The sequence below is a fragment of the Nocardia sp. NPDC004582 genome, assembly GCF_053602115.1.
In genome coordinates, this window is sequence record NZ_JBSGCY010000169.1 from 1 (window position 1) to 12,685 (window position 12,685).

The window sequence follows — 12,685 nt, forward strand, 5'->3', positions numbered from 1 at the left end:
GCCGCCCCGCCCGCGGCTGGGGCCGGGCCTGCACCACGGCGCGCACGGCGGCACTCTCTCCATCCAGGGCTTGGCCCGGGACGGGCAACGACTTCCGGCCCGGCTCGACGATCTGCTGGGCGGGGCCGGGGCGCTGCTGGTACGCGACGCCCGCCTGCTCGAGGGGCTGGACCGACTCGAGCTGTGGCAGTTGGCCGCCATCGGCATTCGGCCCTGCGTGCTCGCCGCGCCGGGCGGGTCGCAGCCGTCCGATCGCGCGGTGCGACTCGAGGACGCCGACGACGCCTACGGGGAGTGGCTGCGGCGGCTCGGCGTCGACGCGGTGCTCATCCGTCCGGACTTCTATGTGTACGACACCGCGCACACCGATGCCGGAGTCCGGCTCATGGTGCGGCGGTTCCTGGCCGCGCTGGCCGGCGCCAAGGTGTCACTGTGAGCGGACCGCCGCTAGCGGACGGCCCGCAGCGCCTGCACGAAATCGGCGCGGCGGGATCGGAAACGATTCGCGCCGGTGACAATGGAAATGGCCTGGACAATTCCGCCCGGGCCGCGCACCGCGGTCGCCGCCGCGCTGATTCCGAGATCATGCTCCTCGTGATCGAACGCAATTCCTCGGATGCGCACGATATCGATTTCCCGAAGCAATTCGCCGACCGACGTGATCGTATTTCTGGTGAATTTCTCCAGCGTGCCCGGAAGCAGTGCGCGGATTTCGGAGTCGGACAGCTCGGCCAGCAGCACCTTGCCGATGCTGCTGGCGTGCGCCGCGAACGGCCGGCCCACCCGGGTGACCGCTCGCAGCCGGTTGCCGGTGCTGACCTGATCGATCACGACTACTTCGCGACCGGTGAATACTGCCAGGTCAACGCATTCCTGGACGCTGTCGGAGAGGCCCGAGACCAGTGTCCGCATGGGTGTGACGAGCTGCTGCTGACTACTCAGCGCCACCCCCAGCAGGCCCGGGCCGATCCGGTAACCGTCGGGCACGGCCGCGACCAGATACCGCCGCGCCACCAAACCCTGCACAATACGATGCACGGACGAACGGGGAACTCCGGTCATGGCCGAGATCTCCCGGATGGTGAGCCGGCGGCGGGAATCCGCCAATGCCTCCAGAACGGTCATCGTCCGGTCCTGCATTTCCATGTGTTCGAGCGTATCGGACCATTCCCGAGAAAAGGATACCCGCAGTGAAACTGGTTGGAATTCGAAGTGCCTCCGGCGCTCCGGCGGTCGCGGTATCGCTGGGCGCGACCGTGATTCCGCTGTGCCTCGTGGAGGAATTCTGGAGCGATCCGCGGCTGTGGTTGATGGCCGCGGGCCGAGCCGACGGGACCGCCCTGGCGGCCGTGGACCAGGAATTCGTGTCGATCGTCCCGCCGTCGGCCCGCGTCCTGTGCATCGGGCTCAACTATCGCGCGCACGCCGGTGAGGGCGGCTTCGAGGTCCCGGAATTCCCCACGGTCTTCGGGCGCTGGACCGCGTCGCTGAGCGTCGGCGACGCGCCGGTCCGGGTCCCCGTGGGAGAAGCGGGCCTGGACTGGGAGGGCGAGGTCGCCGCCTATATCGGGACCGAATTCCGCGGTGGCGACGCGGATTCGGCGCGCGCGGCGGTGCTGGGCTACTCGACCTTCAATGACCTCACCGCGCGCCGCGCCCAGAAGCTCACCTCGCAGTGGACGCTCGGCAAGAACGCCGACCGCAGCGGTCCGCTCGGCCCGCTGGTCACCGCCGACGAGGTCGGCGACCTGCGCGACGGCCTGCGGGTCCGCACCCGGGTCAACGGTGAGCTCATGCAGGACGCCAGCACCGCCGCCATGATCTTCGATGTGGGACAACTCATCTCGCACATCGGCAGCGTGCTGACCTTGCACCCCGGCGATGTGATCGCCACCGGAACCCCCGAGGGCGTCGGCTACGTCCGCAACCCGCCACGGCTGCTCGGTTCCGGGGACGTGGTCGAGGTCGAGATCGACCGGCTCGGCGTACTGCGCACCCCGGTCCTCGGCGCGGAAGGCTAGCGGCACATGGACATCGACGAACACCTCGATCTCGCGGTCTACGAGGACCGGCAGACCGCGACCCGGCTGCTGGTCATCGCCATGGGACTGCTCGACACCTTCGACCCCGCACAACGCGCCGAGGCCGTGATCGCCGACTTCGAGGACCCACGCCGGCTGGACTGGGACATCATCCCGAAGCCGGATCGCACCGGCATCCCGCTGCACCGCCTCGACCGGCACCAGAAGGTGCTGGCCTGGGACCTGATCCGCAGGGCAGTGCCACGCCGCACCTTCACCAAGATCCTGGCCATCACCCAGCTCGAACACATACTGCGCGAGGAGGAATACGAATTCCTCGGGCCCGCGCTACCCGCGTGGCGGTCCTCGGACTCCTATTTCCTGACCTTCTTCGGGCGACCCGGATTCGAGGACACCTGGACCCTGCGGTTCCTGGGTCATCACGTGTGTCTGAACATCACCGTCATCGACGAACAGTGGATCTCGGCCACGCCCATGGCACTCGGCGCCCAGCCCACCCTCGACGCGGGGGTGCTGGTGCCGCTGGCCGAGGACGAGGGCCTCGGGTTCGCGTTGCTGCACGCCCTCGACGCGGATCAGCGGGCGCGGGCGGTGATCCACCCGGTCGCGCCACCCGACTTCGTCACCCGGCAGGTGCCGAAGGTGGGCGCGTACGAGTACCCGGACCACTACGACCTCGGCATGCCCGGCTACACCATCGGCGACGCCGACCGGGCGGCGCTGAAGTTCGCCCGCGCCGAACCCTCGGGAATCCATGGCGCGGAACTGGATCCGTTCCAGCAGTCCATGCTGTGGCAGCTGGTCGACTGCTATCTGTCGCGGCTGCCCACCGATCTCGGGTGGCGTCAGCGCACCGCGCTGCACGCGACCGGTCCCGGCTGTCTCTGGTTCGCGTGGGCCGGTGCGCTGAAACCCGGTGCGCCGCACTACTTCCGGGTTCAGGCGGGCCGATACCTGATCGAGGCGGTCAATGCCGTCGGCGGCGGCGACCATCTGCACAGCGTGCTGCGCGACCTGGACGCCGACCTCGGCGGCGACCTGCTGGCCGCCCGGGACCGCGACCGGACCCGGGGCGCGGGCCACCTGCGGACGCGCGCCGTGTCGAGCGCGGACCTCCCTCCGGTGACGGAACATTAAGATGGGTCCGGGCCGCGGCACCCCGCGGCCGGCATGAACGAGACGCAGTGGAGGGCAGGTGCCGGAGCACACCGCCAAGCGTGGCCGGCAGGCGCCGCGCATGGCCCCGCGCCAGCGGCAGCAGCAGATCCTCGACTCCACCCTGCGCCTGGTGCTGCGCGACGGGTACGGCGCGGCCACCATGCAGGCCATCGCCCGCGAGGCCGGGGTCACCCGGCCGGTGGTCTACGAGTTCTACCCGGACCGTGACGAACTGTTGTCGGATCTGATCACCCGGGAAGCGGAGAAGGCGCTGTCGGTGTCGGCCGGGCTCACCCCGGCGGTGCTGTCGGGGGAGAACCTGGAACCGCTGATGGAGCAGGCGCTCAGCACGTTCCTGCGGGTCGTCTCCGAATCCCCCGACACCTGGCGGCTGATCTTCATGCCCCCGGCCGGGGCGCCGGAGACGCTGCGCTCCTTCCTGGGCACCGTGCGCACCGCCATCGTCGAGCAGATCCGCACCAACTTCGAACTCCTGCCGCCGCCGCTGGGCGACGGGGGCGCCGACGCGGAACTGCTGGCGGTGATCTCCCTGTCCACCAGCGAGGCCGCCGCGCGCGCCATGCTCGCCGAACCGGAACGCTTTCCGGCGGAACGGTTCTCCGCGGCCATGTCCTGGCTGATGAACCAGCTCGAGATCGAGTGGGAGCGATGACCGCCCCGCGTCTGCGGTCGGTGGGCCGCCGCGTCACCCCCGAACGGCTGGAACGGATCGCCGATGTGGCCCTGACCATCGCGGTCGAATCGGGATTCGCCGCGGTCACCATGCAGACCGTGGCCAAGCGGGCCGAGTATGTGCGGCCCGTCGTCTACGACTGCTACGGGACGCCGGAGAACCTGCTGCTGACCGTCCTCGACCGCGAGCAGACGCTGCTCACCGCGAAACTCGCCGAGGCGGCCGCCGCCGGCGGCGCCGGGCGACTGCTGTCGTATCTGCGGGTCCAGGTCGCGCACCCACGCTCGTGGCGGCTGTTCGCCTTGCCCACCGAGGGGGCCGAGGACTCGGTGCGGGCGGCGGTCTCCGAATTCCGGGAACGGCTGCGCGGCGATATCGAGGACTGGGTCACCGATGTCACCGTCGACCGGCCCGGCCCGGTCGATGCCGAGGCGCTGTCGGTACTGGTGCTGGCGGCGATCGACGCGATCGGGGCACGCATGGTCAGCGATCCGCAGGCCTACGGCGACGCTCGGATCGAGACGTTCGTGCGAGCGCTCGAGGGCCTGCTGCGCCCGGCGCCCAATAGCGCCGGGCGGTCGTAACCCGGTCAGTGCAGCGGTGATTCGTACAGCCCGATCGGGCTGGTCTCGTACTCGTAGTCGTCGAGATCGAAGGTGCGGCTCGCGAGCCACAGCGCCGGACCCGACACCGGCCGCACGAACGGCGCGTCCCGGTGATGGTCGAAGTAGTAGCTGTTGGCGTTCGCGCAGCTGGGCTGGGCGAACACCGTGTGCCGCACCTTCTTGTACATGCTCGCCATGTAGTCGTCCATCGCCGACTGCTTGACGGCCATACGATGCGCCCCGCGGTGCCGGGCCTCGGTCAGACAGCGCAGGATGTGGGCGGAACCGGATTCGATGACCGCGAACCACGAGGTGCCGGCCACCGACCACGGGCCGTTCATCAGCCAGAAATTGGGGGCCAGCGGCGTCGAGATGCCCTCGTAGTTGCGGTATCGGTGCTCGTACCAGTGCGCGCCGAGCTCGACGCCGCCCACCCCGTGCACCGGGAAGGCCGGGACGCCGCCGCGATCGAGGGTCTTGAATCCGGTGGCCAGGATCAAGGTGTCGAGCCGCCGCAGCGTCTCGGTCGTCTCACCGGTCGCGGGATCGGTTGCGACGGTGACGATGCCGTCCTTCGTGATGTGGTCGATCCGATCCGTCACCAGATCCACGTTCGGCCGGTTGAACGTGGGCAGGTAGGTGCTCGAGAACGACGGCCGCTTGCAGCCGAAGGCGTAGTCCGGGGTCAGCTTCGCCCGGGTCTCGGGATCGTCGACCTGATTCTCCAAGTGCCGCAGGCAGGTTCGCTCGACGGTGCGGACCAGGAACGGCAGCCGGGTGTGATACACCGCGCCGGCCGTCATGATCACCTCGGCGATGGTGTTGGTGCCCGCGCGCAGTACCCGCTGCGCGGCGGGCGCCCGCCGGAACAGCGCGCGCGCGAGCGGGGGCATGGCGGTGTTCGGCTTCGGAATCACCCAGATCGGCGTGCGCTGGTAGACGTCCAGATGCTCGACGATGGGCGCGATCTCGGGTGTCACCTGCAAGCTCGACGCGCCCGTGCCGATGATGCCGACCCGCTTGCCCGCGATCGAGACCGAATCGTCCCAGCGGGCGGTGTGCATGATCTCGCCGTCGAACTCCTCGATGCCCTTGATGTCCGGGTACTGCAGGCTGTCGAGCGGGCCGACCGCGCTGACCAGGAAGCGCGCGGTGATCACGCCCTGATCGGTGTTCACCCGCCAGGCCGTGCCCGCCTCGTCGAAGTGCGCGGACTGAACGCGGACACCCAGCCGCAGATGGTCCCGCAGGCCGTACTTGTCGGTGCAGTGCTCGGCATAGGCGCGCAGTTCCGCGCCCGGCGCGAACAGCCGCGACCAGTCGGGGTTCGGCTCGAAGGAGTACGAGTAGGTGGTGCTCGGAATGTCCACGGCGATACCGGGATACACATTGTGCCGCCACACCCCGCCGACCCCGTCCGCGGCGTCGAGAATCGTGAAGTCGTGAAAACCCGCCCGCTTCAACTGGATTCCCAGGCCGATGCCGGAGAACCCGGCCCCCACCACGACGATGTCGTGGTCCACCGGTGCGAGTCCGGCGTGTGTGCTGCCTGCCGACGGTGAACTCTTGCGCTTGCGTGGTGCGCGGGTCCGTGGGGTGTCTGCCAGCGTCATTGCTTTACATCCTCTGTCTACGTCGGCCCGGAGGCCCTGACGACTCAACTTGACATGTTAGTACCTACACATATGTACACGCTAGAGCTGTCGATGATCACGCAGGTGGATACCTGTCCCGGGAGCCGGGACGAGACACTGGGCCGCGCCCGCGCGCCCGACCTACGGTGTCTCGCATGGCCGATGCAGTCCAGCCCGAGACCACCCCCGCAGCCGAGGACGCCGAGCAGTACCGGCAGACCGTCGACTCCTACTTCGATCGCCTGGCGGTCGCCGCGACCGCACCCGAGGGTGGCGTCATCGACGGCCCGGCGGCCACCGCCGGCCGAACCGCCTTCCGCCGCCTGCGGCACCTCGGCGCCACCCACTACGAGGTGGCCGTCGACTCCGCGGACTATGTGACCGAGTTGAACGCCGAGGATCGTGAACGCTTCCGAATCGCGTTGAGCGGCTTGCTCCAGGACCTCCTGGAGAGCATCGACACCGCGCAGGCCGGCCGCACCGTCACCGCGCTCTCGGTCGGCACCAATGCGATTCGCGACGATATCCCCCTGTACCGCACCACCTTCGACGACCTGATCGCCCGCTACCTCACCACCGGCCGGTACCACGAAAGCCACGAAGCCTTCGTCACCACCGCCCTGCTCCTCGAGCAATGGCTCTACGCCCTGGCCGATTCCACCACCACCGCCCACGACGTCCTCGACGACGCCGTCTCCTCCAACACCCGCATCCTCGCCGCCCTCGGCCGCGGCCTGGCCCATTACGGCGAACAGATCGCCGCCCTGCCCGAATCCTCCTACCGCAACGTCGGTCGCGTGGTGCGTGAGCAGGCCGAGCCCCAGCAACTCGGCCGCATCGTCACCGCCCTGCTGACCATGCACAACCGCGTCGCCGCCGCCGACCCCGCCGCCCAGCCGCAGGCCTACGGTCGCTTCCTGGCCGCGGTGGATCCCGACGTGGTGCGCACCGCCGTCGCCAACGCCACCACCGCCGTCGCCATCGGTCTGAAATCCAATCCCGAACTCGCCAAGGTGGTGTTGCGCGCGATCGGCGAAACAGTGTGGGCCGCGGTGAAATCGGTGCCCAAGCTCTGGGCCTCCCGTTGACTCCTTCGCGTCGCGGGTTCCCGGGGTTGGAATCATCGGCAGGAAAAGGGTGTCCTGCCATCGTGCCGGTTGGTTCGATGCGGACGTGGTTGTCGCCGGGATAGTGCCGTGGGGTTGTTCGGGGTTCGGGTTCGATGAGTGGTGAGGCCGTCGCCGAGGTCGATGCGCGGGTGGTGCGGCTACGGGAGTTGACCTGGCAGGTGTTCGTGCCGACCGCGGTGTTCGGGATGGGTGGCGGGGCGGCCGCCCCGATGTATCCGCTGCGCGCGCTCGAACTGGGTGCGAGCGCCGGGGCGGCGGGAATCGTGGTGGCGCTCTCGGGGTTCGGGCAGCTGCTCGCGGATCTGCCCGCGGGACAGCTCATCGCCCGGGTGGGGGAGCGGCGGGCGGTCGCCGCGGCGTCGGTGGGCGGCGCGGTCGGTGTGCTGCTGGCCATCGTCGCGCCGAATCTCGGATGGCTGGCCGCCGGGATGCTGCTCACCGGTGCGGCCTCGGCGCTGTGGGGACTGGCGCGGCAGACGTATCTGGTGGCCGTCGTGCCCGACGGCGACCGCGGGCGGGCGCTGTCCCTGCTGGCCGGCTCACAGCGATTCGGGGTGTTCGCCGGGCCCTTGATCGGCGCCGGCGCCACGCACGCGTTCGGGGTGACCGGCGCGATGTGGCTGCAACTGGCGGCGATCCTCGTCGGCGGGGCGTTGATGATGTCGGTGCGCGATATCGACGAGGGACCCGGGCAGGTGCGGCGCGGGTTGCGGGCGGTGGTGACCGAAAACCGCAGGGTACTGGGCACACTCGGTTTCGGGGCATTGGCCACCGGGGCGGCGCGGGCCGCACGGGTGGCGCTGCTGCCGCTGTGGGCGGCCCATATCGGGATGAGCGCCCCGGCGATCGGGCTGATCTTCGGGATCGCGGGAGCGGTCGACGTCCTGCTGTCGTATCCGTCCGGCATCTGGCTGGACCGGTACGGGCGGCGCGCGACCGGGACGCCCTCGCTGCTGCTGTTCGCGCTCGGTTACACCGCGCTGCCGCTGGCCACCACAGCCTCCGGACTGTGTGTGATCGCCGTGATCCTGGGCGTCGCCAACGGCCTGAGCAATGGTCTGATCATGACCGTCGGCTCCGATGTCGCCCCGCCGTCGTCGCAGGCCGAATTCCTCGGCGCCTGGCGCCTGACCCACGACCTGGGCATGTTCGCGGGCCCCATCGCGGTCGGAATCATCGGCGCGGCGGCCACACTCGGCTCGGCCGGACTCGCGCTGGGAGCGGTGGCGACCGCGGGTGCGGTCGCCGTCCGCCGCTGGTTCCCGGCGCGGGTGGCGGTCAGATCGGGCGCAGAGTGATCATCTTGCGCAGGCGGGCGCGGTCGCGTTCGAGGCGGCGGGCCTCGTAGGCGATGGGGAAGTAGCGGACGCGTTCGGGCAGTTTCGGGACGGTTCGGCCGATGGCCCAGCCCAGAAGTCGCAGGGCGCGTTCGTCGTTCGCGGTCCACTCCAGGCCGAGGCGGTCACGGATCGAGGCGGGGGTGGTGCCGACGGTGAAGAAGTACTGGAGACGTCCGACGGGTTGGGCGGCTACGCGCCACACCGGGTGCAGGGCGGACGGGATCTGCTTGGGCGGGGCGATGTTCCGGATGACCTTCAGATAGTCGTGGGCGACAGTCGTGGGGACCAGATGGTTGTCGATCCGATCCTCGAACCAGGGCAGCCATTCGGCGTAGGTGGCCGGAATCTCCTTGGGGGGCACCGAGAAGTTGCGCATCAGCTGCACGACCTCCTGGTAGTAGGACTCCTTCTCGGCCTCGGTCAGCTTGTCGCTGGAGAAGTATTTGTTGCCCTCGGTGAAGGCGAAGACCGCGGTGTGCAGCACCCACGCCCACGGGCCGGAGGACAGGGCGCGGTGCTTGACGCCTTGGGCGTCGGTGGAATTCAGGGTGGCGTGCATGGTGCGGAGACGGTCGGCCTCGGCGAGGCCCTCCTCCCCGCCGTAGATCCACATCATGACCGAGGCGATGCTGCGGGCCGCGCGACCGAGCGCGTCGGTGCGGAAACTGGAGTGCTCGTCCACGACCGCGGCGATGCTGGGTTCCATGGTCTGCAGCAGGAACGCCGAACCGGCGGTCAGCGAGAACGTGATCAGGCCGGTGTCCTCCCACATCCGGCTGCCGGGTCCGAACGGGCGGCGTTCGGGGCGGGCGCCGGGGGACTGCTGATCGAGCGCGACGGCGGCGGTCATGGTGATCTCCTTTGATCACTCCCGCCGGAGCGCCACACTCCGACAGGATGAGAGAGTTACCAACGAATCTTCTCATCATGTCGGTGGGGTGGCAACCGTCACTTCGAACCGAGCGACCGGCAGGGCGGTGATCAACGGTCGCCGTTCGGCTGGGGGATACGATCGTTTCTGGGCCGAACCCGATTTCCCTACTGACGAATCCACGCGTTAGGAGCGAGATGACCGAGGTGGGCGGACAGCCGAAGGCGTTCGCGGACATGCCGAACGGCTGAGCCCAGCGTGGACGCGAAGCCGAGAACGGCTGCGGCGGTGATCGAGACCGCCACCGGGTGGTTGCGCGGCACACCCGGGGGCCGGACCGCCTGGCGGGTGGTCCAGGGCCTGATCGAGATCGAGCTCGTCGATCGCTCGCTGGCACTGTCCGCGCAGATCTTCACCTCGGTACTGCCGGTCATCATGGCGGCCTCGGCATTGAGCGGCTGGCATTCCGCGGCCGGCGCGATCCAGTTCCAGTTCGGGTTCGACCTCGCCGCACTGCCCGCCGGTGACGCGGCGCAGGTGTCGGATTCCTCGCTGGCCGCGTTCGGCGTGGTCGGGCTGCTGATGGTCGTGTTCAGCGGCACGTCGTTCGCCCGCGCGCTCGGGCGGGTCTACGGGGCGGTGTGGCAGGTGAATTCGATCGGTCCGCGGGACGCGTGGCGGTGGTTCGCGGCGCTGTTCGCGGTCGCGTTGTCGGTCGCGATGGTCGGGCAGACCCAGCATCTCGCGCACGTCCGTTACGTGGGGTGGCCGCTCGTGCTGGCCGGCGAGCTCACCATCTGGACATTGGTGTGGGCGTTCGCGCCGTTCCTGCTCACCAAGGGCGCGTTGGCCGGGCGCGTGGCCTGGGCGACCGGGCTGCTGACCGCGACCGGTCTGACCGCGATCCATCTGGCCGGGCGCGTCGCGCTGCCGAGGATTACGGCCAACGCCCAGCGGCACTTCGGGCCGGTGGGTCTCGCTTTCACTTCTGTCAGCTGGCTTTTCGTGATGTCGGTGGTGATCGTGGGCGCTGCCGCGATCATCAAGGCCTTGGCCTTGGACGAGACCGTCATCGGACGGTTTCTGCACGGCTCGAATGCGACCATCGCAGAATCGAGGCGGGACTCTCATGGCGGATTCCGAACCCGAACGCCCACGCCGTAACGCGGTGCGGTGGACGGCCGCGGTCGTGCTGCTCGCCCTGTTCGCCGGCGCGGCGATCGCATCGGTGCTGGCCGGCTTCGCGCACCGAGAGTTGCTCGACACCGACCGCTATGTCCGGACCGTCACGCCCTTGCCCGCCGACCCCGCGGTGCGAGACCTGCTGGCCGATCGGGTCACCGACGCGATCATGGATCGCGTGGACGTCCAATCCGTCACCGCCCAGGCCCTGACGGCGTTGGCCGACAGCAACTCGCGCGTTCCGCGCGCGGTGACGGGACTGGCTCCGGTGGCTACCCGGCAAGCGCGCGGTCTGGTGCGTGACACGGCCCAATCCGTGGTGGCGTCCGACCAATTCGAAGCCGTGTGGATCGAGGCGAACCGGCAGGCGCACCGCGGGCTGGTCGCCGTGCTGACCGGCGACGCCCCGGAGGCCGTGGGCATGGATCAGAACGGCGCGGTGAGCGTGGAACTGGGCCCACTCATCGACAGGGTCCGGTCCGAGTTGACCGAGCGGGGCTTCACCTTCGCCGACCAGGTGCCGGCGATCGACCGGTCGGTCGTGCTCTTCCGGTCACCCGAACTGATCGAGGCGCGCCGATGGGTGGCGGTCCTCGATCGCGTCGCCGAGGTGCTGCCGTGGATCACGGTCCTCGTCGCGGCCGGCGCGGTCTGGGCCGCGCCCAGAGCCGCGCGGCGGCGCGCCCTCACCTTGTTGGGCGTGACGCTGGCACTGGCGATGGCGTTGCTCGCGGTCGCCATCGGCCTCGCGCGATCGGCCTACCTGGACGCGGTACCGGCCGACGTGCTCACCCCGCGCGCCGCCGCGGTGGTGATCGACGCGTTCCTGGCGCCGCTGGACACCACCGTGCGAGCGATGTTCGTACTGGCCGTGGCGATCACGCTGGCCGCGCAGGCACACCGCATCGCGCGGTACTCCCCGGCGATCCGATCCGTCGCGGCCCGCTACCGCGGCCGGCTGCGGATCGCCGTCATCGCCCTCGCGGCGATCACCCTGACGTTCTGGTCGTACCCGACCGGGGCGGTGGTCATCATGACCGTTCTCGCCGCTGTCGCCGCCCTGGTGGTCGTCGAACTGGTGGCCGGACGTGAAAAGCCGGATGGCGGGGACCAGCCGGGTAAAACCGGTCCACGCCATCCGGCGATTCCGCCCGCCACCGGGTGAGTTCGGTTCACGGCGGGCGTCGCCGTCCGATCCTGGATCGAAAATCGGACGACGGTCTCGGGGTGACTAGGTCACGATGCGCAGCGGATGCTCGATGAGTTCCTTCAGCTGCTGCAGGAACTTCGCCGCGACCGCGCCGTCGATCGAACGGTGATCCGCGGACAGCGTGACGCGCAGGATCTTGCGCGACACCACCTTCTCGCCGTCGAGCTTCAACTCGTCCTGTGCGGCGCCGACCGCCAGGATCGCCGACTCCGGCGGGTTGATCACGGCGGTGAACTGCTCGATCCCGAACATGCCCAGGTTGGAGATGGTGAAGGTGCCGCCGGACATGTCCTCGCCCTTCAGCTTCCGGTCGCGGGCGCGACCGGCCTTCTCCCGGCCCTCGGCCGCGATGGCCGACACCGACTTGCGGTCCGCGTCATGGATGACCGGCACGAACAGGCCCGCGTCGGTGGCCACGGCGATGCCGATATTGATCGCCTTGTGCCGCAACAGCTTGTCGCCCGCGAAGGAGACGTTCACCGACGGATCCAGGCGCAGCGCGGTGGCGACCGCCTTCACCAGCAGGTCGTTCACGCTGACCTTGCCGGAACCGGTCTCCTCCAGCGTCTTGTTGATCTGCGCGCGGAAGGCCAGCAGTTCGGTCACATCGATGGCGCTGGTCAGGTAGATGTGCGGCGCCTGCTGCATGGACTCGGTCAGACGCTGGGCCGAGACGCGCTGAATGGTGGTCAGCGGGATCTCGTCGTAGTCGCCCGAGGCGGGAGCGGCGGAGGGCGCGACTGGCGGAGGGCGTCGAGGCCCTGCACGCCGTCGGCCTGGTCTTCGAGGCCATGGTCCGCGCGTCCGGCCAGGTTCCGC

The 12,685-nt window shown here is 69.5% G+C and carries 12 protein-coding genes and 1 pseudogene; 9 read left to right on the top strand and 4 right to left on the bottom strand.

All coding sequences use genetic code 11. The features are described from left to right. Positions 1-436, top strand: a pseudogene (locus tag ACWELJ_RS30150) (bifunctional 3-(3-hydroxy-phenyl)propionate/3-hydroxycinnamic acid hydroxylase); the annotation flags it as partial. Positions 437-447: 11 nt separating this feature from the next. Here ACWELJ_RS30150 and ACWELJ_RS30155 read toward each other — a convergent pair. After that, the gene (locus ACWELJ_RS30155) at positions 448-1,146 is read right to left on the bottom strand and encodes an IclR family transcriptional regulator (RefSeq protein WP_452369498.1); all 699 of its coding nucleotides are present in this window, start codon (positions 1,144-1,146) and stop codon (positions 448-450) included. A 44-nt stretch (positions 1,147-1,190) separates the two neighbouring features. Here ACWELJ_RS30155 and ACWELJ_RS30160 point away from each other — a divergent pair, with 44 nt between their 5' ends. From ACWELJ_RS30160 to ACWELJ_RS30175, 4 genes are read left to right on the top strand one after another with little or no spacing between them, the layout of a single operon-like run. Then, entirely contained in the window at positions 1,191-2,021 is an 831-nt protein-coding gene (locus ACWELJ_RS30160; RefSeq protein WP_452369499.1) for a fumarylacetoacetate hydrolase family protein, read from the top strand. Between the two features lie 6 nt (positions 2,022-2,027). After that, complete coding sequence (locus ACWELJ_RS30165; protein WP_452369500.1) at positions 2,028-3,179, top strand: DUF3500 domain-containing protein; 1,152 nt, start codon at positions 2,028-2,030, stop codon at positions 3,177-3,179. Positions 3,180-3,237: 58 nt separating this feature from the next. Further along, complete coding sequence (locus ACWELJ_RS30170) at positions 3,238-3,873, top strand: TetR/AcrR family transcriptional regulator (protein WP_452369501.1); 636 nt, start codon at positions 3,238-3,240, stop codon at positions 3,871-3,873. Continuing rightward, on the top strand, positions 3,870-4,478 hold the full coding sequence (locus ACWELJ_RS30175) for a TetR/AcrR family transcriptional regulator (protein WP_452369502.1): 609 nt from the start codon (positions 3,870-3,872) through the stop codon (positions 4,476-4,478). Before ACWELJ_RS30170 ends, ACWELJ_RS30175 begins: the two co-directional genes overlap by 4 nt. Before the next feature lie 5 nt (positions 4,479-4,483). On the opposite strand, the gene ACWELJ_RS30180 is transcribed toward ACWELJ_RS30175, so the two are convergent. After that, positions 4,484-6,112 carry a flavin-containing monooxygenase gene (locus tag ACWELJ_RS30180; protein WP_452369503.1) on the bottom strand — a complete coding sequence of 543 codons (1,629 nt, stop codon included), beginning with the start codon at positions 6,110-6,112 and terminating at the stop codon, positions 4,484-4,486. A 176-nt stretch (positions 6,113-6,288) separates the two neighbouring features. Between ACWELJ_RS30180 and ACWELJ_RS30185 the strand changes: the two genes are divergently transcribed. Further along, complete coding sequence (locus ACWELJ_RS30185) at positions 6,289-7,221, top strand: hypothetical protein (RefSeq protein WP_452369504.1); 933 nt, start codon at positions 6,289-6,291, stop codon at positions 7,219-7,221. A 134-nt stretch (positions 7,222-7,355) separates the two neighbouring features. After that, positions 7,356-8,561, top strand: coding sequence for an MFS transporter (locus ACWELJ_RS30190; protein WP_452369505.1), 1,206 nt, complete (start codon positions 7,356-7,358; stop codon positions 8,559-8,561). Here the strand turns inward: ACWELJ_RS30190 and ACWELJ_RS30195 are convergent. Then, the gene (locus ACWELJ_RS30195; protein WP_452369506.1) at positions 8,542-9,453 is read right to left on the bottom strand and encodes an oxygenase MpaB family protein; all 912 of its coding nucleotides are present in this window, start codon (positions 9,451-9,453) and stop codon (positions 8,542-8,544) included. The two genes, ACWELJ_RS30190 and ACWELJ_RS30195, sit on opposite strands and share 20 nt — an antisense overlap. A 279-nt stretch (positions 9,454-9,732) precedes the next feature. Here ACWELJ_RS30195 and ACWELJ_RS30200 point away from each other — a divergent pair, with 279 nt between their 5' ends. Next, positions 9,733-10,638: a hypothetical protein gene (locus ACWELJ_RS30200; protein ID WP_452369507.1), complete on the top strand. Its 906-nt coding sequence runs from the start codon at positions 9,733-9,735 to the stop codon at positions 10,636-10,638. Then, complete coding sequence (locus tag ACWELJ_RS30205; protein WP_452369508.1) at positions 10,604-11,821, top strand: hypothetical protein; 1,218 nt, start codon at positions 10,604-10,606, stop codon at positions 11,819-11,821. Before ACWELJ_RS30200 ends, ACWELJ_RS30205 begins: the two co-directional genes overlap by 35 nt. Before the next feature lie 66 nt (positions 11,822-11,887). Here ACWELJ_RS30205 and ACWELJ_RS30210 read toward each other — a convergent pair whose 3' ends face one another. Further along, the gene (locus tag ACWELJ_RS30210) at positions 11,888-12,565 is read right to left on the bottom strand and encodes a dihydrolipoamide acetyltransferase family protein (protein ID WP_452369509.1); all 678 of its coding nucleotides are present in this window, start codon (positions 12,563-12,565) and stop codon (positions 11,888-11,890) included. Between the last annotated feature and the right edge of the window lie 120 nt (positions 12,566-12,685).

Bases quoted from the DNA above. Each gene is read 5' to 3' on its own strand.
- ACWELJ_RS30180 (WP_452369503.1), bottom strand. From the start codon at position 6,112: ATGACGCTGGCAGACACCCCACGGACCCGCGCACCACGCAAGCGCAAG.
- ACWELJ_RS30205 (WP_452369508.1), top strand. From the start codon at position 10,604: ATGGCGGATTCCGAACCCGAACGCCCACGCCGTAACGCGGTGCGGTGG.
- ACWELJ_RS30190 (WP_452369505.1), top strand. From the start codon at position 7,356: ATGAGTGGTGAGGCCGTCGCCGAGGTCGATGCGCGGGTGGTGCGGCTA.
- ACWELJ_RS30155 (WP_452369498.1), bottom strand. From the start codon at position 1,146: ATGGAAATGCAGGACCGGACGATGACCGTTCTGGAGGCATTGGCGGAT.
- ACWELJ_RS30195 (WP_452369506.1), bottom strand. From the start codon at position 9,453: ATGACCGCCGCCGTCGCGCTCGATCAGCAGTCCCCCGGCGCCCGCCCC.
- ACWELJ_RS30165 (WP_452369500.1), top strand. From the start codon at position 2,028: ATGGACATCGACGAACACCTCGATCTCGCGGTCTACGAGGACCGGCAG.
- ACWELJ_RS30175 (WP_452369502.1), top strand. From the start codon at position 3,870: ATGACCGCCCCGCGTCTGCGGTCGGTGGGCCGCCGCGTCACCCCCGAA.
- ACWELJ_RS30185 (WP_452369504.1), top strand. From the start codon at position 6,289: ATGGCCGATGCAGTCCAGCCCGAGACCACCCCCGCAGCCGAGGACGCC.